This is a genomic window from Microbacterium sp. LMI12-1-1.1, from assembly GCF_040676455.1.
Lineage (GTDB): Bacteria > Actinomycetota > Actinomycetes > Actinomycetales > Microbacteriaceae > Microbacterium.
Window position 1 is genome coordinate 124,197 of record NZ_JBEGIA010000001.1, and the last position, 22,788, is coordinate 146,984.

17 protein-coding genes, 1 tRNA gene and 1 pseudogene are annotated in these 22,788 nt (G+C 71.4%); 4 read left to right on the forward strand and 15 right to left on the reverse strand.

Annotation, left to right across the window (positions count from 1 at the left end; all coding sequences use genetic code 11):
• Positions 1–6: 6 nt before the first annotated feature.
• A complete protein-coding gene (locus MRBLMI12_RS00615; protein WP_363352991.1) occupies positions 7–1,476 on the reverse strand; it encodes an ABC transporter permease in 1,470 nt (489 codons plus the stop codon).
• Positions 1,477–1,718: 242 nt separating this feature from the next.
• Here MRBLMI12_RS00615 and MRBLMI12_RS00620 point away from each other — a divergent pair, with 242 nt between their 5' ends.
• Positions 1,719–2,447, forward strand: a complete 729-nt coding sequence (locus tag MRBLMI12_RS00620; protein WP_308869607.1) for a response regulator transcription factor — start codon at positions 1,719–1,721, stop codon at positions 2,445–2,447.
• The gene (locus MRBLMI12_RS00625; RefSeq protein ID WP_363352994.1) at positions 2,444–4,039 is read left to right on the forward strand and encodes a sensor histidine kinase; all 1,596 of its coding nucleotides are present in this window, start codon (positions 2,444–2,446) and stop codon (positions 4,037–4,039) included. Before MRBLMI12_RS00620 ends, MRBLMI12_RS00625 begins: the two co-directional genes overlap by 4 nt.
• Positions 4,040–4,181: 142 nt before the next feature.
• Here the strand turns inward: MRBLMI12_RS00625 and MRBLMI12_RS00630 are convergent, their stop codons facing one another.
• From MRBLMI12_RS00630 to MRBLMI12_RS00665, 8 genes and pseudogenes are all read right to left on the reverse strand, one after another.
• Positions 4,182–5,744, reverse strand: coding sequence for an FAD-dependent oxidoreductase (locus MRBLMI12_RS00630; protein ID WP_363352996.1), 1,563 nt, complete (start codon positions 5,742–5,744; stop codon positions 4,182–4,184).
• A 5-nt stretch (positions 5,745–5,749) separates the two neighbouring features.
• Positions 5,750–6,304: an MOSC domain-containing protein gene (locus MRBLMI12_RS00635; protein WP_363352998.1), complete on the reverse strand. Its 555-nt coding sequence runs from the start codon at positions 6,302–6,304 to the stop codon at positions 5,750–5,752.
• Positions 6,301–7,236 carry an FAD:protein FMN transferase gene (locus tag MRBLMI12_RS00640; protein WP_363352999.1) on the reverse strand — a complete coding sequence of 312 codons (936 nt, stop codon included), beginning with the start codon at positions 7,234–7,236 and terminating at the stop codon, positions 6,301–6,303. Before MRBLMI12_RS00640 ends, MRBLMI12_RS00635 begins: the two co-directional genes overlap by 4 nt.
• A 3-nt stretch (positions 7,237–7,239) precedes the next feature.
• Entirely contained in the window at positions 7,240–7,713 is a 474-nt protein-coding gene (locus MRBLMI12_RS00645; RefSeq protein WP_363353001.1) for an FMN-binding protein, read from the reverse strand.
• An 82-nt stretch (positions 7,714–7,795) separates the two neighbouring features.
• A pseudogene (locus tag MRBLMI12_RS00650) lies at positions 7,796–10,611 on the reverse strand (HAD-IC family P-type ATPase).
• Between the two features lie 57 nt (positions 10,612–10,668).
• Positions 10,669–11,703: a ribose-phosphate diphosphokinase gene (locus MRBLMI12_RS00655; protein WP_349427980.1), complete on the reverse strand. Its 1,035-nt coding sequence runs from the start codon at positions 11,701–11,703 to the stop codon at positions 10,669–10,671.
• Entirely contained in the window at positions 11,678–13,147 is a 1,470-nt protein-coding gene (glmU, locus tag MRBLMI12_RS00660; protein ID WP_363353003.1) for a bifunctional UDP-N-acetylglucosamine diphosphorylase/glucosamine-1-phosphate N-acetyltransferase GlmU, read from the reverse strand. Before glmU ends, MRBLMI12_RS00655 begins: the two co-directional genes overlap by 26 nt.
• Before the next feature lies 1 nt (position 13,148).
• Positions 13,149–13,220, reverse strand: a tRNA-Gln gene (locus MRBLMI12_RS00665).
• 97 nt (positions 13,221–13,317) lie between these two features.
• On the opposite strand from MRBLMI12_RS00665, the gene MRBLMI12_RS00670 reads away from it, so the two are divergent.
• Positions 13,318–13,821, forward strand: a complete 504-nt coding sequence (locus tag MRBLMI12_RS00670; RefSeq protein WP_308869616.1) for a MarR family winged helix-turn-helix transcriptional regulator — start codon at positions 13,318–13,320, stop codon at positions 13,819–13,821.
• Between the two features lie 10 nt (positions 13,822–13,831).
• On the opposite strand, the gene MRBLMI12_RS00675 is transcribed toward MRBLMI12_RS00670, so the two are convergent.
• The 4 genes from MRBLMI12_RS00675 to MRBLMI12_RS00690 form a co-directional block, all read right to left on the reverse strand.
• On the reverse strand, positions 13,832–15,643 hold the full coding sequence (locus MRBLMI12_RS00675; RefSeq protein WP_363353005.1) for an ABC-F family ATP-binding cassette domain-containing protein: 1,812 nt from the start codon (positions 15,641–15,643) through the stop codon (positions 13,832–13,834).
• Positions 15,644–15,726: 83 nt separating this feature from the next.
• Positions 15,727–17,076, reverse strand: coding sequence for a GNAT family N-acetyltransferase (locus MRBLMI12_RS00680; RefSeq protein WP_363353007.1), 1,350 nt, complete (start codon positions 17,074–17,076; stop codon positions 15,727–15,729).
• 65 nt (positions 17,077–17,141) lie between these two features.
• A complete protein-coding gene (locus MRBLMI12_RS00685) occupies positions 17,142–18,065 on the reverse strand; it encodes a 4-(cytidine 5'-diphospho)-2-C-methyl-D-erythritol kinase (RefSeq protein WP_363353009.1) in 924 nt (307 codons plus the stop codon).
• Complete coding sequence (locus MRBLMI12_RS00690) at positions 18,062–19,129, reverse strand: aldo/keto reductase (RefSeq protein ID WP_363353011.1); 1,068 nt, start codon at positions 19,127–19,129, stop codon at positions 18,062–18,064. Before MRBLMI12_RS00690 ends, MRBLMI12_RS00685 begins: the two co-directional genes overlap by 4 nt.
• 192 nt (positions 19,130–19,321) lie before the next feature.
• Here MRBLMI12_RS00690 and MRBLMI12_RS00695 point away from each other — a divergent pair, with 192 nt between their 5' ends.
• Complete coding sequence (locus MRBLMI12_RS00695) at positions 19,322–20,908, forward strand: stealth conserved region 3 domain-containing protein (protein WP_363353013.1); 1,587 nt, start codon at positions 19,322–19,324, stop codon at positions 20,906–20,908.
• Here the strand turns inward: MRBLMI12_RS00695 and MRBLMI12_RS00700 are convergent.
• Both MRBLMI12_RS00700 and rsmA read right to left on the reverse strand, forming a co-directional pair.
• Entirely contained in the window at positions 20,856–21,776 is a 921-nt protein-coding gene (locus MRBLMI12_RS00700; protein WP_349427988.1) for a phosphodiesterase, read from the reverse strand. The two genes, MRBLMI12_RS00695 and MRBLMI12_RS00700, sit on opposite strands and share 53 nt — an antisense overlap.
• A 118-nt stretch (positions 21,777–21,894) precedes the next feature.
• On the reverse strand, positions 21,895–22,755 hold the full coding sequence (rsmA, locus tag MRBLMI12_RS00705; protein ID WP_363353015.1) for a 16S rRNA (adenine(1518)-N(6)/adenine(1519)-N(6))-dimethyltransferase RsmA: 861 nt from the start codon (positions 22,753–22,755) through the stop codon (positions 21,895–21,897).
• Positions 22,756–22,788 lie beyond the last annotated feature (33 nt).

A 22,788-nucleotide genomic window follows, 5' to 3' on the forward strand; every position in this document is an offset into this window, starting at 1 on the left:
GATGCCTCAGCCCACGGATCGGAGGGCTTCGGCGGGGCTCAGCCGCGCAGCGCGCCAGCCGCCGAAGGCGCCGGCGACGAGTCCGCCGAGCACGGCGATGCCGACCGCCGCGACGACGACCCAGAGCGTGACCGGTGCCTGCAGCACGATGTCGGCGCCGGTCTGCTGCATGACGGCGTTCCCGAACGTGCCGGGGCCTCCGCCGGGCATCTGGGCGCCGTCGCCGCCGGGCCCGAAGCTCTGGGTCGAGGGCGCCGTCGAGATGGTCGGGGCGATGACGTTGATGGCGAGGATGCCGGCGAAGCCGATCACGAGACCGACGACACCGCCGATGAGGCCCTGGACGACCGATTCGCCCGCCACCTGGCCGACGACGCGGCCGTTGGACCAGCCGATCGCCTTGAGCGTGCCGAACTCGCGCGTGCGGCGCGACACGCCCGAGATCGTGAACAGCACCGCGAGGACGAGTGCGACGGCGAGCACGATGAGCGACAGCCACGTGCCGAGGCTCGTGATGAGCGACGAAGCGCTCGAGAGCGACCCCGACACGGTCGAGGCGAGATCGGACTGCGAGCTCACGGTGGCGTCGGGCAGCTCCTCCTGGAGCGCCGTCTGCACCGACGAGATCGCGTCGGAGGACTCTGCCTGCACATACACCGTCGAGATCACGTCGCCTGCGCCCGAGAGCTCCTGGGCGACGTCGAGCGGGATGTAGGCGTTCGACGCGGTGTCGGCCTCGTCGGACGTCGAGGCCACGAGGCCGACGATCTCGAAGTCCTGGCCGCCGACGTCGATGGTGTCGCCGACTGTGAGGTCCGCGGTCGTGGCGTAGGTCGCATCGAGCACGGCGACGTACGCGCCCTCGTCGGACGCCTCGAGGCCGCGTCCGTCGCTGAGCTCCACCGCGGAGAGCGGGCCCACGGCGTCGGCCGCCGGGTCGATGCCGAGCACTGTGAACGAGTCGACGCCGAACGAGCCGCCGCCGAAGCCGCCGCCGCCCTCGGTCTGCTGCGGAGGCTGCGCCTGGGTGGCGTCGTCGCCTGAGCCGTCGGGCCGCTGCGGCAGCTCGCCCGAGAAGGTCATGTTCGTGAGGCTGAGGGCAGCGGATGCCGACTCCACGCCGTCGACGGCGGCCACCGTGTCGAGCGTCGTGGCGTCGAGGGTCGAACGCATCGGCTCGGTCACCAGCCGCGACTGGCTGAGCTCGGTCGTGCCGTCGTCGGCGGTCTCGCCGCCGTCCTCGCCGAAGTCGAACCGCGCGCCGCCCTGCCCGGGCTCGGCCTGGGCACCCGTGACCGTGAGGTCGGTGCCCACGCCGTATACCGACTCGAGCGCCTGGGCCTGCGCGGCGCTCACGCCGGCGGCGAGCGAGTTCACGATCATCACGAGCGCGATGGCGATCGCGAGGCCGGCGGCCACGATGATCGTCTGCTTCTTGCGGCCGGCCAGCTCCCGCCGCAGATAGGTCATGTACATGGGTCTCCTCCTGGCGGGCGGAATGCCGCCGTCGAGGGGACGCTACGAAGGGCCGTGATGCACACCCCCAGCGGCGCCTATGGAGACCTTATGAACCGCGAGACCCCAGCAGCAGGACGAGACCCTGGGGTTTCCCCTCGGTCTCGTCCCGCTGCTGGGGTCTCGCGGAGACGAGCGGTTTTCACAGCCGGCGCATAGCGCGCGCCATAGGAACCACATAGGAACGCATCCACAATGGACGCATGACCAACCCCGCACCCGCCCTGCTGCGTCCCGACGGCTCGAACCTCCGCGTGCTCGTGGTGGACGACGAGCAGATGCTCACCGACCTGCTGTCGATGGCGCTGCGCATGGAGGGGTGGGAGGTGCGGACGGCCGGCTCGGGCTTCGAGGCGCTGCAGTCCGCACGCGAGTTCGAGCCCGACGCCATGGTGCTCGACATCATGATGCCCGACCTCGACGGCATGGCCGTGCTGCAGCGCCTACGGCAGGCGGGCGACGACGTCCCGGTGCTGTTCCTCACCGCGAAGGATGCCGTGAGCGATCGCGTCGCCGGCCTCACCGCGGGCGGTGACGACTACGTCACGAAGCCGTTCAGCCTCGAGGAGGTCGTGGCGCGCCTGCGCGGCCTCATGCGCCGCGCCGGCACCGCTCACGCCGCGGGGGCGGAGCCGATCCTCCGCGTGGGCGACCTCACCCTGAACGAGGACAGCCACGAGGTCGAGCGCTCGGGCGAGGAGATCGAGCTCACCGCGACCGAGTTCGAGCTGCTCCGCTACCTCATGCGCAACCAGCGCCGCGTCGTGTCGAAGGCGCAGATCCTCGACCGCGTGTGGAACTACGACTTCGGCGGGCGCTCCAGCGTCGTCGAGCTCTACATCTCGTACCTGCGCAAGAAGATCGACGCCGGCCGCGAGCCGCTCATCCACACCGTCCGCGGCGTCGGCTACATGATCAAGGCGCCCCAGTGACCGACGGGACCGGGTCGGAGCCCAGCGGGACGAAGCCGGGGACGGATGCCGCCGCGGTCGCCTCGGCATCCGTCGATGAATCCGCACCCCCCGCCGGGGCCGGCCCCGACTCCCCCGCCGACGAACGGCTCCCCCGCCGCGCGCCGTGGACGCTGCAGCGCAAGCTCATCGTCACGGTCGTGGGCATCACGTCGTTCATCATGGTGCTGGTCGCTGTCGCGACCAGCGCAATCCTCGGCAGCGTCCTCGAGGACGGGCTGGCGAAGGACCTGGAATCGCAGACCGCACGCACGGCGAACATGGTCCGCGGCCCGGTCGCCGCCGGGCTCACGGCGGAACAGATCCTCGCCGAGCAGCCGCTGCCGCCGGGGACCTTGCTGGTCGTCGAGACGCCTCCGGCTCGTCCGACGGCCGCGTACACCACCGAGGACGGCTCGGTGGAGGCCCTCACCGACGACCAGATCGCACAGCTCATCGAACGCATTCCCGAGGAGGGGCCCCTCGTCGTGACGATCGATGACGTGGGGACGTTCCGCGTGCAGGGAGAGCCCGTCGGAGGGTCCATCGTCGTCCTGGGACTCTCACGCGATGACGTCGCGGCGACGATCGGACGCATGCTGACCACGATCGGCCTCCTCACGGCCGGTGGCCTGATCCTGCTCGCCGTAGCGACCGCCTGGACCATCCGGCGAGGCCTTGCACCCCTGCGCGCCGTCGCCGATACAGCAGCCCGGGTCTCGACCCAGCGACTGGACCAGGGCGAGGTCACCATCGCAGAACGGGTGCCGTCCCACCAGGCCGACCCGCGCACCGAGGTCGGCCGTGTGGGCGAAGCGCTGAACACGCTCCTCGACCACGTGGACGAGTCGCTCTCCGCCCGGCAGCGCAACGAGGAGCGCATGCGCGCGTTCGTCGCGGACGCGAGCCACGAGCTGCGCACACCGCTCTCGTCGATCCGCGGCTACAGCGAGCTGTCGCTGAAGGCACTCAGCCGCGGGCAGGGTGCGGCGACCATCGAGACCACGGAAGCTTCGCTCGAGCGCATCCAGGCCCAGTCGCTGCGCATGACCTCGCTCGTCGAGGACCTGCTGCTGCTGGCGCGCCTCGACGAGGGCCAGGAGCTCGTCTACGGCACCGTCGATCTCACGCGCGTCGCGATCGACGCGGTCGGCGACGCGACACCCACCGGCCCCGATCACGAGTGGGTGCTCGAGGTCGGCGACGATCCCGTGCTTATCGCCGGCGACACCGGACGCCTGCACCAGGTCGCCGCGAATCTCCTCGCGAATGCGCGGACGCACACCCCGCCCGGGACGACGGTCACCGTGAGCGTCGTCCGCGAGGGCGACACCGCCGTCCTGCGGGTGCACGACGACGGCCCGGGCATCGATCCGTCGATCAAGGACGAGCTGTTCGAGCGCTTCGCGCGCGCCGACCGCTCGCGGGCGCGCCAGACCGGCGGTACCGGCCTCGGCCTCTCGATCGCCCGGGCCATCGTCGACGCCCACGGCGGCAGCATCCGTGTCGACAGCACGCCCGGCGACACGACGTTCGAGGTGCGCCTGCCCGCTCGCTCCGCCGACCCGGCCTGACCCCCGCGCCGTCCCGCGCGTGCGACGACCCGCCGCCCCACGACGTCGAGACCTCATCTGACCGCCGAGACCGCGGGGTTCACCCGATGTCTCGGCCGTCAGATGAGGTCTCACGGCCACAGGCCGGGGCGCGAGGGACGGCTCAGTAGCCGCTGAAGGCGTCCGTCGTGATCGAGCGGGCGCGCTCGAGCGCCGGCGCCAGATCGGCGATGAGCGCCGCCGGACCCGAGATGTACGCGTGACGCGACCCGATGTCGGGCACGACGCGCAGGAGCCCGTCGGCGTCGAGGCGCACGCCCTGCGCCCACACCCAGTGGTCCGGCAGATCGGCCGGCCGGTCGCGGGTGAACAGGATGACGCGCGCACCTGAGGCCGCGATCTCGTCGCGGTACGCCAGCTCCGAGGATTCCGAGGCCACGTAGACCAGGACGATGTCGCGGTCGAGGGCAGCGGCCCGCGCGTGGCGCAGCTGCGACACGAACGGCGTGACACCGATGCCGGCGGCCACCATCAGGATCGGCGCCGCGTCGCGCTTGGGCAGCAGGAAGTCGCCCCAGACGCCGGTGATCGCGAGCGCGTCGCCGGGCTGAACCTCGGCGAGCGCCTTCTTGTACGAGCTCAGCGGCTTGGTGGTCTTGCCGTCCTTGAACGCCACCTTCAGCAGCGGCAGGTCCTCGGGCGCCGACGCGATGCTGAACTCGCGACGCGTGCCACGGGCGTCCGGGTGGCGGTGCGGCACCTCGAGCTCGAGGTACTGGCCCGGAAGGAACGCGAGCCGGTCGTGCACGCGGAAGGTGAGCTCCTGCACGCTCGGCGTGGGCTCGGCGCGTGCGACGAGGGTGAGGCGCACGGCGGTGCGCACGGCGAACGCGAACGCGACGAGGTTGCCGATGAGGAGCGCCCGCTCCTGGCCGAGGGTGATGTCGCCGATCGGGATGGGCCACCCGGCCAGCACGCCGACCACCGTGGCGACGGTCAGCTGCTGCCAGCGGCGCGGCGGCAGCGTGAGCGGCTCGGACAGCATGAAAGCTCCGAGGAAGAGGAACGGCGACGACCAGAGGATCGGCCACAGCAGGTCGAGCACGTCGATCTCGACGCCCGCGGCCTGGTACTGCGCGGCGGTGCGGAAGACCGCGACCGCGACTGCGAACACCAGGAACACGGCGACGACCCGCAGCTTCTCGGTGCGCACCAGCACCGCGAGCCCGAGCAGGATGACGGGCGCGGCGAGCGCCGGCGTCCCCACCCACCAGGACGACGCGCCGAGATCGGGCCATGCCAGGCTCAGCAGCGTCAGCACCGTCGCGCCCACCGCCGCAGGGTTGAAGATGTGGCGTCCCCGCCACGCGAGCAGATACTTCGAGAGCGAGGCGACCGCGGCGGCGATCACGATCCCCAGCAGCCCCACGAGCTCGAGCGTCGGGCGCAGCACGAACAGCAGGATGTGCGCCGTGATGAGCGACGACTCGAGGCGCCACGGCAGGTTGAGCACGCGCTGGGCGGCGGCATCCACCCCCACGCACACCGCCGAGAGCACCGCGAGCGTCACGATCAGCTGCAGCGGATCGGGGCCGACGAGGCCGAAGAACGAGAGCAGCAGGGCCACGACGGCCAGCGTCGCGAGCGCGAGATACACCAGGCGGTACATCGACACGCGGCCGAGCACCGCGAAGGCGCGATTCCAGATGGCGGTGAGAGTGCCCATCCGGGTCACACCGGCTGCAGGGGCTCGTGGCGGCCTGCGGGCGGGATGACTCGGATGCCGTCGCCCGGGCGCACGACACCGCCCTCGAGCACGACCGACATGACGCCCGCCAGGCGCACGGTGGCGCCCGTGTCGTCGAGGTGGACCAGCTCCTTCATCAGTCCCTCCGAGACGCCGTCGATCTGGACGCACGGGTTGCGGAGGCCCGTGATCTCGATCACCGCGTCGTCGCCCAGTGCGAGTCGCGTGCCGCGCGGCAGCCCGAGCAGGTCGATGCCGGTGGTGGTCACGTTCTCGCCCAGGGCGCCCGGGTGCACCTCGTGGCCGCGCTCGGCCATGTCGTCGAACAGCTCGGCGTGGATCAGGTGCACCTGGCGCAGGTTGGGCGTCGTGGGATCGCGCCGGATGCGGGACAGGTGCTGCACGGTGGTGCCGGCGTGGGCGTCGCCCTCGACGCCGATGCCGGCGATCAGGGTGATGCTCTCGCGCGTCGGCTTGCTGAAGCGATGCGCGTCGTCGCGGGCGACCGCGATGACGTGTCCGGAGAGGGTTTCGGTCACTGTTCCAGGCTATTCGGTCGCGAAGCCGGCGCGATCCCGGGTCCGACATCCGTTCGCACGAACAGGTCGGCGCGGCATCCCGGAGACCACTCGACGCGGCCGTCCGTCGTCATGCGCACCCATTCGACGCCCCACTCGTGGGCGAGGCGGGGGCCGCCGTCGAAGAACAGGGCCGTCGCGACGGCATCCGCGGCCATCGCATCGGCCGCCACGGTCCACGTCGCGGCGATCGTCCGCACCGGCTGCCCGGTGCGCGCGTCGAGCACGTGGTGCAGTGCGGTGCCCGTCGCCGAGGGCCACGCGCGCCGGTTGACGGCCGACGCGCAGAGCGCGGCATCCGTCACCTCCCACACGCCGATGGCACGACGCGGATCGAACGGGTGCTCGAGCCCGATGCGCTGCGGACGCCCCCGCACAGCCAGGTCGCCGCCGGCGTCGACGGTGATGTCGCCCGACTCGGTGCGCATGAGGATGCCGAGGACCAGGTCGACGAGGCGCCCCTTGCCGAGGGCGCCGACGTCGATGGTGGCCGGCTCGATGAGCGCGAGGCTGCCGTCGTGCCAGCTCAACAGCTCCCGCCACCCGTCAGGCGCCGGCGTCGCCCCGCGATCACGCAGCGAGTAGGCGGCGTCATAGCCGCGCGCGACGAGGGATCCGCCGACGAGCGGGTTGACGGCCCCTGCCGTCGCGTCCGAGAGGGCGGCGAGGGCGTCGAGCATCGGCACCGCATCCGCCGGCGCGGGGACGGCACCGGCCGTCCGCGCCAGCGCGCTCACGAGCGAGTCCGCCCGGAATCGCGACCACTCGCGGTCGAACTCGTCGATGCGCGAGGTCACCTCGTCGCGCGCCGTCGCCGGCAGGCCACGCTCGGTGACGATCTCCCACGTCGTGCCGATGGCGTCGAAGCGCCAGGAGTCCGGCGCGGTGTGCACGGCCTAGTTCGCCGCCTCGGACTTGATCGTCTCGATGGCCTCGATGAACCCGCCGCTGGTGAGCGACGACCCCGCGACGCGACTGACCTGGATGTCGTCGATGTCCTGCCCGACGACGACATCGGCGATGCCGCCGATGAACTCGCCCTGGTACTGCTCCGACTCGCGCTTCTGCGGGTCGCCGGTCACCTCTACCGCCGTGATCACGTCGTCCTCGAGGGTCACCGTGACGGTGATCGTCTCGACCGATTCGGGCGTCGCGTACGAGCCGTCCGCCGTGTACGTGCCGTCGGCGTACGCGCCGCTCGAGCCGCTGTCGGCGGAGCCGCTGTCGGTGCTCTCCGAGGTGTCGGTGGTCGCCGGTTCTTCGGCCTCCGAGGCCTCCGGCGTGCAGCCGGCGAGGAGCGCGATGCCGGCGACGGCGGTCAGCGCCGCTCCGGCGCGAACGGGGCGGGAAGCGAGTGCGGTGCGGATCATGACGGTCCTCCTGGCTCGGGTCGGGCTCGTGTCGTGCGAGCGGTGACGCGGAAGCGTCTGGAAAGGATCCTGCCAACCGCTCCTATGAGCCGCCTTTGAGGGTGTCCGGGGTCGTCGATGACGTGCCTCGTGCGCGCAGCACAGCCTTGAGCACCTCGACGGCGAGGAAGATGCCGATGGACACCACGATCGGGAGGATCCAGGATGCCGCGTCCAGCGGCCGCGAGTCGAACAGCACGTTCATGAACGGCACGTAGGTGTAGATCAGCTGCAGCACGATGAGGGCGATCGCGGACCACCACACCACGCGGTTGCCCCGCAGCACGTCGAGGGTGAGGCTCGAGCGCCCGAGGAACCGGCAGTTGAGCAGATACGCGAGCTGTCCGAGCGCGAGCATGAGCACGGCCTCGGTGCGGGCCACCTCGATGTCGGCTCCGGTCGCGACGACGCCGTAGAAGACGCCCATCGCGGCGCCGCCGATGAGGAGCGACACGACCAGCACGAACCCGAGCTCGCGGCGATCGATGATCGGTCCGCCGGTGGCGCGCGGGGGCGGCGCATGATGCCGCGCTCGGCCGGCTCGTACGCGAGCGCGAGCGAGAGGGTCACCGCGGTCACCATGTTGACCCACAGCACCTGCACGCTCGTGATCGGCAGCGCGAGCCCGAACACGACGGCGACGAGGATCACGAGCGACTGGGCCCCGTTGGTCGGCAGCAGGAACACGATCGACTTGCGCAGGTTGTCGTAGATGCGACGTCCCTCGGCGATCGCGCTGCGGATCGTCGCGAAGTTGTCGTCGGCCAGCACGAACTCGGCGGCCTCCTTGGTCGCCTCGGTGCCCTTGATGCCCATCGCGATGCCGACGTCGGCCCGCGTCAGCGCGGGAGCGTCGTTGACCCCGTCACCGGTCATCGCGACGACCTCGCCGTGCGACTGCAGCGCCCGCACGATGCGGATCTTGTGCTCGGGGCTCGTGCGCGCGTACACGTCGACGTCGCGCACGACCTCGCGCAGCTGCTCCTGGGTGAGCGCCTCGAGCTCCGCGCCCGTGAGCACCTCGGCGTCGGAGCCGGCGAGCCCCATCTCGTGCGCGATGGCGAGGGCGGTGCCGGCGTGGTCTCCCGTGATCATCTTCACGCGGATGCCGGCGGTGTGGCAGTCCGCGATCGCCTCGACGGCCTCCGGCCGGGGCGGGTCCACGATCCCCCAGAGGCCGATGAACTCGAGGTCGATGAGGTCGTCGAGCGCGAACTCGTCGGTCGTCGGTCGCACCGGCTTGCGTGCCGCCGCGAGCACGCGCAGGCCCTGCGAGCTCAGCGCCTCGATCGCCGCGTTCCAGCGCACCAGGTCGAGCGGCTCGGACCCGTCGGCGCCGCGCTGGGTGAGCGAGCGCTCGAGCAGGCGGTCGGGCGCGCCCTTGACGAGGATCGCCCGCGAGACCTCGCCGGCCGCACCCCCGGATCGGGCGCCCTCGTTGAGCGTCGCCATCAGCTTGTTGGCGGAGTCGAACGGGATGACCGCGACCCGGCGTCCGCCCGCGCTCCCGACACCGCCCTTCATCGCGACGACCTTGAGCGCGCCCTCCGTCGGCTCGCCGACGAGGCCCCACTCGCCGTCGTCGCCGCGGACGATGTGGGCGTCGTTGCAGAGCGTCGCGATGGCCAGGAGCGCCGCCAGATCGCCCCGGTCGGCAGGTGCCCCCGCGCCCTCGGCAGCAGCGGCGTCGGGGTCCGAAGCCGCGCCCGCAGCCGTGGCCGTGCGGACGATCTCGCCCTCGGGCACGTAGCCCAGCCCGGTGACGCTGTACTCGCCCAGCGGTGTGACGATGTGCCGCACGGTCATCTCGTTGCGGGTGAGCGTGCCCGTCTTGTCGGAGCACACCGTGGTCACCGAGCCGAGCGCCTCGACCGCGGGGAGCTTGCGCGTGATGGCGTTGTGGCGGGCCATCTGCTGCACGCCGATCGCGAGCGTGATGGTCACCAGCGCCGGCAGCCCCTCGGGGATCGCCGCGACGGCGAACCCGATGGCCGCCGAGATGAGCTCGGGGTACGGCATCCCGTGCAGGAAGCGCCCGATCATCATCATGATCGCCGCCATCGCCAGGATCACGACGGTGAGCACGCGGCCGAACCCGTCGAGCTGGCGGGTGAGCGGCGTGGCAAGCGACTCAGCCTCGTCGGCGAGGCTCTGGATGCGGCCGAGCTCGGTGTCGGATCCGGTGGCGGTGACGACGCCCCGGCCCTGCCCGGCGCTGACGATGGTGCCGGAGAACGCCATCGATCCGCGGTCGCCCACCCCCGCCTCCGGGACCGACGGGTCGGTGGTCTTCGACGACGGGACGGACTCCCCCGTGAGCGCGGCCTCATCGATGCGCAGCTGGAAGGCCTGGAGCAGCCGCAGGTCGGCGGGCACCTTGTCGCCGGGCATGAGCCGCACGACATCGCCCGGCACCAGGTCGGCGGCGGGCACCGTCACCCAGCCGTCGTCGCGGCGCGCACTGGCGTCGGCCGACAGCATCCCGCGGATGCCGGCGAGCGCCTTCTCGGCGCGCCCCTCCTGGATATAGCCGATCACCGCGTTGATGATCGCGACGACCATGATCACCCAGAAGTCGAGCCAGTCCCCCATGAGCGCCTTGATGACCGCGGCGCCCAGCAGGATGTAGATCAGGGTGTCGTTGAAGTGCGCCAGGAACCGCAGCACCGCCGGCTTGCGCGCAGGCTCGGGGAGGCGGTTGGGTCCGGCGATCTCCAGGCGCGCCGCCGCGTCGGCGGTGCGCAGTCCCCCGGCGTCGGCCTCGAGATGCGCCAGCACCTCGCCGGTGGCCAGCGCCCAGGGACGCGCCACGGTGAGGCGCGCTTCGGTCAACGGTGCGGAGCTCAGCGGCTGCGTCATGGATTCGTCATCCTTCCGTCGCCGCCGCGGAGTCGGGGGTCCGACCCTGTGCCGGCGTCAGGCCGCCCCGTCGAACATGCTGGTGACGGAGCCGTCCTCGAACACTTCGTGGATCGCGCGTGCGAGCAGCGGTGCGATTGGCAGAATCGTAAGGCTCGGGAACCGCTTCTCGTCGGGGATCGGCACCGTGTCGGTCACGACGACCTCGTCGATCGCCGGGCTCTGCAGGCGTTCGGCGGCGGGATCGCTGAAGATCGCGTGCGTCGCGGCGACGATGACCTTGGTCGCGCCGTTGGCCTTGAGCGCCTCGGCGGCCTTCACGATCGTGCCACCCGTGTCGATCATGTCGTCGACGAGCAGACAGACGCGTCCGTCGACGGCGCCGACGATCTCGTTGACGGTGACCTGGTTGGCGACGTTGGGGTCGCGGCGCTTGTGGATGATCGCCAGCGGAGCGCCCAGGCTGTCGGACCACTGGTCCGCCACGCGCACGCGTCCGGTGTCGGGTGAGACGACGGTGAGGCGGGCGCGGTCCGTCTCGCTGAGCGTGTTCTCGAAGTACTCCAGCAGCACGGGCTTGGCGAACAGGTGGTCCACGGGACCGTCGAAGAAGCCCTGGATCTGCGCGGCGTGCAGGTCGACGCTCATGACGCGGTCGGCGCCGGCGGTCTTGAACAGGTCGGCGACGAGGCGGGCGCTGATGGGCTCGCGGCCCCGGCCCTTCTTGTCCTGACGCGAGTACGGGAAGTACGGCGCGACGACGGTGATGCGCTTGGCCGACGCCCGCTTCGCGGCGTCGAGCATGATGAGGGTCTCCATCATCCACTCGTTGACCGGCGGCCCGAAGCTCTGGATGAGGAACAGGTCGCAGCCGCGGATCGAGACCTCGAACCGCGTCAGGATCTCACCCGACGCGAACGTGCGGTACTCGGTGGGGACGAGCTCCGTGCTCAGCTGCTCGGCGACCTGCGCCGCGAGCTCGGGATGCGAGCTCCCGCGCGCGATGACGAGCCGCTTCTTCGTCTTGGCGACGAGGCCGGGGGCGATGTCATTCGCCCGGTCGAGTTCAACGGTCTTCTTCTTGCGCGCCATCGTCCGCCTTCTGTGCGCTGCGGGCCTTGGCGGCGACATCCGCCGCGTGAGTACCCGGTCTGTTCTTCTCGACCCACCCCTCGACGTTGCGCTGAGGGGCGACGCTGAGAGCGAGAGCACCGGCGGGCACATCCTTGCGGATGACCGCCCCCGCCCCCGTCTTCGCGCCGTCTCCGATCCTAACGGGCGCCACGAAGACGTTATGCGAGCCGGCGTGCACTTCGTCGCCGATCTCGGTGCGGTGCTTGGCCAGGTCGTCGTAGTTGGCGGTGATCGCGCCGGCGCCGAGGTTGACGCCGCGGCCGATCGTGGTGTCGCCGATGTACGACAGGTGCGGCACCTTGCTGCCCTCGCCGATGGTCGAGTTCTTCGTCTCGACGAAGGTGCCGATCTTGCCGTTGTCGCCGAGGTACGTGCCGGGGCGGACGTATGCGAACGGGCCGACGGTCGCGTGGGCGCCGATCACGGCGAGCGTCGCGTCGGCGCGCCGGACGGTGGCGCCCTCTCCGACCTCGCAGTCGACGAGGCTCGTGTCGGGTCCGACGATCGCGCCGGTGTCGATCACGGTGGCGCCGAGGATGTGCGTGTTGGGAAGCACCGTCACGTCGGGGGCGAGCTTCGCGTCGACGTCGATCCAGGTGGTCGCCGGGTCGAGGATCGTCGCCCCCTCGAGCTGCCAGCGGCGCACCGTGCGCGCGTTGAGCAGACGCCCGACCTCCGAGAGCTGGGCGCGGTCGTTCACGCCGTACGTGACGGTGACGTCGTCGACGACGGATGCCGCGACCCTGCCGCCGGCTCGCCGGACGAGCCCCGCGACGTCGGTGAGGTACTTCTCCGCCTGAGCGTTGTCGATGCCGATCGCCGGCAGGTGGGTGCGCAGCGCGTCGATGCGGAAGACGTACATGCCCGCGTTGATCTCGCGGACCGCGACCTCGGCGTCGTCGGCGTCCTTCTGCTCCACGATGCGGGCGACGTCTCCGTCGGCGTCGCGGATCACGCGTCCGTACCCGTTCGGGTCGTCGACGACGGCGGTCATGACGGTCACTTCCGCATCGGTCGTGCGGTGCGCCGCGAGGAACGCGGTCAGGGTCCCGGCATCTGCCAGCGGGCAGTCGCCCGAGAGCACGAGCACATCGCCGGCGAAGCCCTCGAGCTGGGCGAGCGCGACCTCGACCGCGCGGCCGGTGCCGGGGACCTCATCCTGGTCGACGACCCGCGCCTCGGGTGCCAGGTCGGCGACCGCCGCGGCCACCTGGTCGCGCTCATGGCGCACGACGACGAGGGTGCGCGCCGGCCCCAGGGCGGCGGCGGAGGCGAGGACGTGCCCGACGAGGGGGCGACCGCCGATGCGGTGCAGCACCTTCGGCAGCGACGACTTCATGCGGGTGCCCTGTCCGGCGGCGAGGACGATGACGGCCAGAGCGTTGTCAGGGGTGTCGGTCATGCTCCGCCGCCAGGATTCGAACCTGAACCTCACAGCTCCAAAGGCTGTCGTGCTGCCGTTACACCACGGCGGAACGCGGCGACCAGGACTCCGGATGCCGCCCGTCAAGTCTGCCAGACCGCCTCCGGTCGCTGAGCCTGCGGAAGCACCGGCCCCGCGATAATGAGGGCATGACGGCGCAGAGCGACGAAGTGGACCGCATCGTCGAGGCGTGGACGACGCAGCGCCCCGACCTCGACTTCTCACCGCTCGGCGTGCTCTCGCGCGTCGACCGCCTCTCGCGGCACCTCGACCGCGCGCGGCGCGACGCCTTCCGTCGGAGCGAGCTCGAGCCGTGGGAGTGGGACGTGCTGTCCGCTCTCCGCCGCGCGGGTGAGCCGTTCCAGCTCAGTCCCAAGCAGCTGCTGCAGCAGACGCTCGTCTCGAGCGGCACGATGACCAACCGCATCGATCGCCTGGTCGGCCGACGGCTGGTGCGCCGCGAGTCCGATCCCGACGACGGCCGGAGCGTCCTGGTCACCTTGACAGACGAGGGGAAGATCCGGGTGGATGCCGCCATCACGCGTCTCGTCGACGCCGAGGCCCTGCTGCTCGACACCCTCTCGCGCGGCGACCGGGAGCGGCTCGCCGGGCTGCTGCGCAAGCTCAGCCTCGGCTTCGACGCCCACGACTAGATCGCCGAGGTCAGCCGATCTGCTCGGTGAGCTCGAACCAGCGCTCCTCGACGCCGTCGCGCTCCTTCTCGAGTTCGCCGATGCGCGCCATCTCCGCTCCGAGGCCCACATAGTCCGCCTGGTCGTGGTCGGCGAGCGCGACGCGGGCGGCACCGATCTGCGACTCGAGCTTCTCGAGCCGACGCTCGAGCGCAGATACCTCCTTCTGCGCGGCGCGCAGGTCGGCGCCCGACAGCGAGGGGGACGTAGACGCGGAGCCTGCGGCATCCGTTTCGGCGCCGCGTTTCGTGTCGTCGCGCTCGCTCAGTGCCCGGGCGCGCAGCCGCAGGTACTCGTCGACGCCTCCGGGGAGGTGGCGCAGATGGCCGTCGAGGATCGCGTACTGCTGGTCGGTGACGCGCTCGATGAAGTACCGGTCGTGCGACACGACGAGGAGGGTGCCCGGCCAGGAGTCGAGCAGATCCTCGATGGCGGCCAGCATGTCCGTGTCGAGGTCGTTCGTGGGCTCGTCGAGGATGAGCACGTTCGGCTGCTCGAGCAGGATCAGCAGCAGCTGCAGCCGCCGCTTCTGACCGCCCGAGAGGTCCTTCACCGGCGTCGAGAGCTGCGCGCTCTGGAAGCCCATGCTCTCGAGCAGCTGGCCGGGAGTGAGCTCCTGCGCCTTGGAGCCGGCCCCGAACGTGTAGGTCGTGCGCAGGCGCGAGATGACGACGCGCACCGGATCGTTGAGATGCTCCTCGAGTTCGTCGAGGCGCTGGGTGAGGGTCGCGACCTTCACCGTCTTGCCGCGCTTGACCCGCCCCGCGGTGGGCTCGACGTCGCCCGCCACGAGTCCGAGAAGGGTCGACTTGCCGGCGCCGTTGACGCCGAGGATGCCGGTGCGCTCGCCGGGAGCGATCCGCCACTCGACCGGATGCAGCACCTCGCGGCCGTCGTACGAGACGGCGGCGTCGAGAAGGTCGACGACGTCCTTGCCGAGGCGCGAGACGGCGAGCGAGCGCAGTTCGGTCGCGTCGCGGATCTCGGGCACGTCCGCGATCAGGACGTTGGCGGCGTCGATGCGGAACTTCGGCTTGGACGTGCGCGCGGGCGCACCGCGGCGCAGCCACGCCAGCTCTTTGCGTGCCAGGTTCTGTCGCCGCTGCTCGATCACCGCGGACTGGCGGTCGCGCTCGACCCGCTGCAGGATGTACGCCGCATAGCCGCCCTCGAAGGGCTCGACGAGGCGGTCGTGCACCTCCCACGTGGTGTTGCACACCTCGTCGAGGAACCAGCGATCGTGGGTCACGACCAGGAGGCCGCCCTGGTTGGCCGGCCAGCGGCCCTTGATGTGCGCGGCGAGCCACGAGATGGCCTCGACGTCGAGGTGGTTGGTGGGCTCGTCGAGGAAGAGCACGTCATGGTCGCCCACGAGCAGCGTCGCGAGCGAGACGCGCCGCCGCTGGCCGCCCGACAGCCCAGCGACGGGTCCGTCCCAAGGCAGATCGCCCAGCAGCCCGGCGATGACATCGCGCGCTCGGGCGTCACCGGCCCACTCGTGGTCGGGACGATCGCCGACGACCGTCTGGCGCACCGTGAGCGTGTCGTCGAGAGTGTCGGCCTGGTCGAGCACGCCGACACGGATGCCGCCGCGCACGGTCACGCGACCGCCGTCGGGTTCGAGCCGGCCGGCGAGCATCGCCAGCAGGCTCGACTTGCCGTCGCCGTTGCGGCCGACGACGCCGATGCGGTCGCCCTCGTCGATGCCGAGCGAGACCCGGTCGAAGACGACCTTCGTCGGGAACTCCAGGTGCAGGGCCTCGGCCCCCAGAAGATGTGCCATGTCCCCTCCAGGCTAGGCGAGGTGGGGGGCCTGGCCGCGCGCCGGGCGTCCAGGAGTCCGGGTCGGTGGGCGTTCTGGCGGGGTCAGTACCAGATGCTCAGCCGCGGCGCGGTGTGCCAGCCCAGCACGCGAGCAGCGGCCACGGCATCCGTCGTCTTCACACGTCCCGCCGCGGCGAGCGTCGCCGGCGAAACGGCTCCGAGGTAGGTGGCCGACAGCTCCGTGATGCCGAGCGCGACCTCCACCGCTCCGTCGGGCGACTCGCCGTCGGCGAGCGTCGTCACCCGTCCGACGCCGTCAGCGTCGACCTCGAGCAGGTAGCGGCCCGTCGAGAGCCCGATCGGGTCTGACACGTCGAGCACGAGCGTTCCCGCCGCGCCGTAGCGACGCGTCTCGAGGCATGCGACCACGTCGATGATCCGCACGTACTGGTGATCGCGGATCGCGACCTTCGCCGCACGCTGATCGGCGATCATCCACAGCAGCGGCTCGTCGATCGACAGCTCGCCCGCGTGGACCTCGGCCACCAGGTCCAGCTCCAGCAGGAACCGCCACAGCGCGGCATACGCGTCGTCCGTCTCGGCCAGGAGGTAGTGGACGGTGACCGTCGCCTTGGTGAAGTCGTCGTGGTTCTCGCGCACGGCGTACACCGCGGCGCCTCGCACCTCGCCCTCGGCATCCGTGTACTGCACGGCGCGCTTCTCGCCCGCCTTCTCCGCGGCTGGACTCGTGCCGGCGAACCCGTCCCAGTGACCACCGGGAACGTCGATCTCGCCCGGGAAGCGGTGGCGGACACGCTCGTGCAGCGACGGCAGCAGTTCCCGCACGCGCTCGCGGGTGACGAAGTCGATGCGCCCGGCGGGCTGCGGGCCGATCCACGCGGCGCGCTTGGTCTCGATCCGCCACGACGCGCTCGCAGCGGCGGGGGCGAATCCGTAGCGGCCGTAGAGCGGCGACTCGCTCACCGTGAGCATCGCCATCGGGATGCCGGCGCCGTGAGCGGCCCGCAGCTCCCCCTCGAGCATGGCCCGGGCGACGCCGCGCCGACGGTGGGTGGGCGCCACCGTGACAGCCGAGATCGCGCACGACGGGATCGCCGCGCCGCCGGGCACGGTGAGCTCGCCGAGCCAGGACGCGATGGTCGCGACCGGCGCATCGGCCATCGGTCCGGCGGGGTCGTAGACCCCCGTGAGCCGTCGGTAGCCGCTGCGGTCGCGCGTGGCCGCAACCTGCTCGTCGGTGCGTTCGCCGTCCTGGAAGCCCCGCACCACGCTCTGCAGCCAGCCGACGAACCCGTCGCCGTCGACCTCGAGCCGGCGGTAGTCGAGGCCGTTCGCGGCGAGGCCTGTGCGGGACTGCTCGTCGACGGGTCCGGCCCGGAAGGCCGCGCGGTCGGACTCGTCGGCACCGCGCGTGCGATCAAGCGTGTTCATGGGATCTTCCTCTCCACACCCGCAGAGGCGGGCTCAGGTCGGCGTGCGGGACTCAGGCCGGCGGTCTAGGTGACCACACGCGCACCGGCCACCGGGCCGTGCACGTGAAGCGCCTCGTACCCCGCGGCCGACAGCGTGATCTGCAGTTCGAGTGCGGACTCCGGATCGACGGCCAGGAATGCCAGGGTAGGGCCGGACCCCGACACCAGCCCCGCGAGCGCTCCGGACTCCTCGCCCAGTTCGAGCACCTCCCGCAGCTGCGGGAGCAGCGAGAGCGCCGCGATCTGCAGGTCGTTGCGGGTGTGTTCGGCGAGGGCGACCGGATCGCCGGCGCGCAGCGCCTGCAGCACCGCCGGATCCACGGCCGGCGCACCGGTCGCCGCGATGTCGGGGCGCGCGCGCAGCTCGTCGAGGTGCGCGTACACCTCGGGGGTCGACAGGCCCGCGTTCGACGGCACCAGCACCCAGTCGAACCGGCCCTTCGCGAGGGCAGGGCTGAGCTGGTCGCCGCGGCCGGTTCCGATCGCCGTTCCTCCCATGAGGGCGAAGGGCACGTCGGCGCCCAGACGGGACGCCAGCTTGTGCAGTTCGGCGCTGCCGAGCTCGGCCCCCCACAGCGCGTCGCAGGCGACGAGGGCGGCTGCGGCATCCGCGGATCCGCCGCCCATGCCGCCGGCGACGGGCACGTGCTTGACGATGTCGAGGTGCACGCCGCCGGAGTATCCGATGCGCTGAGCCACGAGCCGCGCCGCGCGCACCGCGAGGTTGCGGTCGTCGGCCGGCACGCCCGACACGTCGACCGTGCCTGAGATCGCCACGGTGAACTCGTCGGACGACGAGGCCCACACGTCCTCGTAGAGCGAGACCGCCTGGTACGCCGACGCGACGTCGTGGTAGCCGTCGTCGTGCACGCCGCCGACCTCGAAGAAGAGGTTCAGCTTGCCCGGCGCCCGCACCCGGACGCCGTCGGGGGCGAGAGCCTGCGTCACCGGTTCGCCGATTCCGCCCAGAGGTCCACGTCGATGCCGTCCGACAGCGCGTCGATGCGCTCGAGCTCCTCGGTGTCGAACGCCGGACCATCGAGCGCCTTGAGGTTCTCGTCGAGCTGCGCCGGACGCGATGCGCCGATCAGCGCGGATGCGACCACGGGGTCGCGCAGCACCCACTGGATCGCCATCTGCGCGAGCGTCTGCCCGCGCCCCTTCGCGATGACGTCGAGCGAGCGGAGGGTGCTGAGACCCTTCTCGCTGAGCAAGCCGCCCGGAAGCGACGCGCGCTGCTGCGCGCGCTCGGCGGAACCGTCGCCGAGGTACTTGTCGGTGAGCAGGCCCTGGGCGAGCGGAGTGAACGCGATCGCGCCCATGCCCTCCTGCGTCAGGACGCCCGTCAGGCCGTCTTCGATCCAGCGGTTGAGGATCGAGTACGACGGCTGGTGGATGACCAGCGGGGTGCCGAGCGAGCGGGCCACGGATGCCGCCACCGCCGTCCGCTCGGCGCTGTACGACGAGATGCCCACGTAGAGGGCCTTGCCCTGACGCACCAGCGTGTCGAGCGCCCCCACGGTCTCTTCGACCGGCACGTCGGGATCGACGCGGTGCGAGTAGAAGATGTCGACGTAGTCGACGTTCATGCGCCGCAGGGACTGCTCGGCGCTGGCCAGCAGGTACTTGCGCGCGCCGCCGTTCCCGTAGGGCCCGTGCCACATGTCGTAGCCGGCCTTCGACGAGATGATGAGCTCGTCGCGGTACGGGGCGAAGTCCTCGCGCATCATGCGGCCGAAGTTCGTCTCGGCGCTGCCGTACGGCGGACCGTAGTTGTTGGCCAGATCGAAGTGGGTGATGCCGCGATCGAAGGCGTGGCGCAGCAGCGCCCGCTGGTTGTCGAAAGGGATGTTGTCGCCGAAGTTCCACCACAGGCCGAGAGAGACGGGCGGAAGGGTCAGGCCCGACGTTCCGACGCGGCGGTATTCCGCGAGATCGTAGCGGTCGTGGGCGGCGGCGTAAGGGCGGTGGAGGTCTCCTCCACGGGACAGGTAGCGCGCGTCTTCGGTCACCGGTCCAGGCTATCGGCGCGGCGTCCCGCGCGCAGGTGACAGCCGCCGGCGTGTACTCCCCCGGGTGTCCTCGAGCAGGGCACACGCAGTGCCGGCCTGTCAAGGGATGCAAGAGGAAACGTCTTCGTAACGGATGATGCCTAGGGTGACCACACCGGACGGCGACACGTCGTCGCCAGCGAAGGAGGAAATATGGCCGCACTCTCGGCTCTGCCGCAGCCCGCCCGTACGTGGACGGGGCTGCTGGAGCGCGCGGACATCGCCGTCGACCGGGGCATCCTGCATCTCGTGCACGACGATGTCACGCCGGTCGAGGCCCGCACGTCGGATCTGCTGCTCGTCGCCGGCGCCCTGGAGGCGGCCGGCATCACCGTGACGCTCATCCGCCACGATCGCGCGGTCCCCGCGCTGGCGATCGACCTCGCCGATCGCGACGCCGCCCTGGCGGCGCTCGACGGCCTCTGCGATACGGAGCCGCTGTACCTCAAGGCGAAGGGGCGTCCGCCGGTGCTCGCCTCAGACGCCCAGCCCCTCGCGGCGGCACCGACGGCCGTGCGCGTCTACCGTCCCCGGATCAGCCGCAACGGCACCCTTCGCTACACCGCCGCGCTCGGCGCCCACCTCGAGCTCTGGCGCTTCACCGACGACCTCGTCGAGGCGCCGCGCGACAACGCACTCACCCGCAAGCTCACGCCCGCCGACGACCTCGCGTACACGACCGTCGAGCGCTACGGGCGTTCCTGGCGGACGCTCGACGGCATGTTCGATCCGCAGCCCCACGAGTTCACCGAGGAGGTCGACCTCGTCTTCTCGTGGGTGGACGGCTCATCGAGCGCGTTCCAGCGCATGCGCGCCGCCCAGATGGCCGAGTACGTCGTCGGCGACGGCGACGACAGCCCCGCGCGCTTCCGGCACGTGGACGAGCTGCGCTATGCGTTGCGCAGCGTCCACATGTACGCGCCCTGGGTGCGGCGGATCTTCATCGCGACCGACTCGCCCGCGCCGTCGTGGCTGCTCGACCACCCGAAGGTGACGATCGTCCGCAGCGAGGAGTTCTTCGCCGACCCGTCGGTGCTGCCGACCCACAACTCGCACGCCGTCGAGGCGCAGCTGCACCGGATCCCGGGGCTGGCCGAGCACTTCCTGTACTCGAACGACGACATGTTCTTCGGGCGGCTGGTGGAGCCGGAGCTGTTCTTCACGCCCGCGGGGGTGACGAAGTTCGTCGAGTGCGAGGTGCGGATCGGGGCCGGTGCCCCCGCGCCGCACCGCAGCGGACACGACAACGGACTCCGCGTCAACCGCGCCCTCCTCGGCGAGCGGTTCGGGCGCACCATCGTGCGCGACCTCGACCACTGCGCGACGCCGCTGCGCAAGAGCGTGATGGCCGAGCTCGAGGAGGCCTTCCCCGACGACTTCGCCCGGACGGCGGCATCCCGCTTCCGCTCGGCCACCGATATCTCGGTCACGAACAGCCTCTACCACTATTACGCGCTCATGACCGGGCGCGCCGTCGCCACGCGCGAGCCGCGCGTGCGCTACGCGCAGACCACGATGGCGTCGGGTCTTCGCCGCATGCAGCGCCTGGCCGAGCGCACTGATGTCGACATGTTCTGCCTCAACGACGGCGGCAACGCCGAGGTGCCCGAGGACGTGCGCGTACAGAGCCTTCGCGATGCGCTGGAGCGCATGTTCCCGGTGCGGGCGCCGTGGGAGCGGGCCGAGCTCAGCGCAGCAGAGGAATCGGCTCGGTCGGCGCATCCCTCGGCGCGGCGCTGAGGGGCGCGACGTCGGCCAGGCGCAGCCGGCGCTGCGCCTCGTCGGCGTCGATGTACTCGAGGGTGCGCGGCGCGTCGACGGGCACGACCGAGTGCACGACGGTGTCGTCGTAGACGTGGACGAGATTGAACGCCTGCGCGCCGTCCTGCGGCCGGGTGCCGCCGACGGGGACCGTCAGGTCCTGCGCGTAGCAGGTGGATGACGCCACCGACACGGGGATGCCGGCGAAGGTCGCGAAGGTCGAGTAGTGCAGATGGCCGGCGATGACGGCGCGGACGTCGCTGCCGCGCAGCACCGCCGCCAGGCGCGCCTGGTCGCGCAGCTCGACGCTCGCCGCGAGCGGCAGCACCGCCGGAACGGGAGGGTGGTGCATGGCGAGGATCGTGCCGAGCGGCGCCGGCGTGGCCAGTACGTCGGCGAGCCACGCGAGCTGCTCGTCGCGCAGTTCGCCGTGGTGGTGCCCGGGGACGCTCGTGTCGAGGGTGACGACGCGGAGGCCGTCGAGCTCGTCGACGCGGTCGACGGGGCGGAGATCCGATGCCTCGCCGAGCAGCTCGGCGCGGAATGCCGCACGATCGTCGTGGTTGCCCATCACCCACAGCACCCGTGCGCCGATGCGCGCTGCGAACGGCTCGACGAGGGCGCGGAGGTCGGCGTAGGCGCCGCGCTCCCCCAGGTCGACGAGGTCGCCCGTGAAGACGACCGCGTCGGGCCGGATGCCCGAGTCCTCGATGACCCCCAGCGCGCGGGCCAGCTGGGCCGCACCGTCCAGGGCATCGAACAGGCGCGGCGTCGACGCCGCGCGCAGGTGGGTGTCGCTGATGTGCAGCAAGATGCGTTCAGGGGCCGGATATTCGGCGGGTCGCATGTCGATTCACTCCGGTCCGCCGCGAGGCGAGCTGCCCGTGGAACGGGACGGCGGACGCAGAAATGTTACCGGCATGTTTCGGGCCGTCCGGTCACCACACGGTGAACAATCACGAAACTCACACGACGACGGCGTCTCCGGCAGCCCGCGCGATGCGCACGAAATCGTCGATGGAGAGGTCCTCGCCGCGTGCGGTCGGCGCCACTCCCGCGCTCTCCAGCACCGCCGACGCCGCGGCCGCGGTGCCCCCGAGAACGCCCGACGTGGCCTGACGCAGCATCTTCCGCCGCTGCTGGAAAGCCGCGTCGACGATGCCGAACGTCCTCCGGCGGAGGGCCTCGTCACCCCGGGGCTCGGGGTCTCGACGGAATCCGACGAGCACGCTGTCGACGTTCGGGACGGGCCAGAACACCTGGCGCGAGACGGTGCCGGCCAGACGCCAGGGTCCGTACCAGGCGGCCTTGACGCTCGGGGCGCCGTACACCTTCGATCCGGGCGGGGCGGCGAGGCGCTCCCCCACCTCGGCCTGCACCATGACCACACCGCGTTCGAGGCCGGGGAAGTTCTCGAGGAAGTGCAGCAGGACCGGCACGCTGACGTTGTAGGGCAGGTTCGCCACGAGCACGGCGGGGTCGCCCGGAAGCTCGGTGACACGCAGCGCGTCCGCGTCCACGACGGTGAGGGCGCCGTCTGCGACGCCGTGCGCGGCCGCCGTCGCCGGCAGGCGCTCGGCGAGTCGGTGATCGATCTCGACGGCGGTGACGGACGCGCCCGCCTCGAGGATCGCGAGAGTCAGCGACCCGAGTCCCGGCCCCACCTCGACCACACGGTCGCCCGGAGCCACCTCGGCGACGCTCACGATCTTGCGCACCGTGTTGGCGTCCACGACGAAGTTCTGCCCGAGCTTCTTGGTCGGCGTCACGTCGAGGTCGGCGGCCAGCGCGCGGATCTCGGCCGCACCGAGGAGTGTCACGGGCATGCGTTCACTGTACCCATCGCCGCGGCGGGGGCC

Excerpts from the sequence above, each read along its gene's own strand:
- MRBLMI12_RS00615 (WP_363352991.1), bottom strand. The coding sequence starts at position 1,476 with ATGTACATGACCTATCTGCGGCGGGAGCTGGCCGGCCGCAAGAAGCAG.
- MRBLMI12_RS00620 (WP_308869607.1), top strand. The coding sequence starts at position 1,719 with ATGACCAACCCCGCACCCGCCCTGCTGCGTCCCGACGGCTCGAACCTC.
- MRBLMI12_RS00630 (WP_363352996.1), bottom strand. The coding sequence starts at position 5,744 with ATGGGCACTCTCACCGCCATCTGGAATCGCGCCTTCGCGGTGCTCGGC.
- MRBLMI12_RS00645 (WP_363353001.1), bottom strand. The coding sequence starts at position 7,713 with ATGATCCGCACCGCACTCGCTTCCCGCCCCGTTCGCGCCGGAGCGGCG.
- MRBLMI12_RS00655 (WP_349427980.1), bottom strand. The coding sequence starts at position 11,703 with ATGGCGCGCAAGAAGAAGACCGTTGAACTCGACCGGGCGAATGACATC.
- glmU (WP_363353003.1), bottom strand. The coding sequence starts at position 13,147 with ATGACCGACACCCCTGACAACGCTCTGGCCGTCATCGTCCTCGCCGCC.
- MRBLMI12_RS00670 (WP_308869616.1), top strand. The coding sequence starts at position 13,318 with ATGACGGCGCAGAGCGACGAAGTGGACCGCATCGTCGAGGCGTGGACG.
- MRBLMI12_RS00675 (WP_363353005.1), bottom strand. The coding sequence starts at position 15,643 with ATGGCACATCTTCTGGGGGCCGAGGCCCTGCACCTGGAGTTCCCGACG.
- MRBLMI12_RS00680 (WP_363353007.1), bottom strand. The coding sequence starts at position 17,076 with ATGAACACGCTTGATCGCACGCGCGGTGCCGACGAGTCCGACCGCGCG.
- MRBLMI12_RS00695 (WP_363353013.1), top strand. The coding sequence starts at position 19,322 with ATGGCCGCACTCTCGGCTCTGCCGCAGCCCGCCCGTACGTGGACGGGG.
- MRBLMI12_RS00700 (WP_349427988.1), bottom strand. The coding sequence starts at position 21,776 with ATGCGACCCGCCGAATATCCGGCCCCTGAACGCATCTTGCTGCACATC.
- rsmA (WP_363353015.1), bottom strand. The coding sequence starts at position 22,755 with ATGCCCGTGACACTCCTCGGTGCGGCCGAGATCCGCGCGCTGGCCGCC.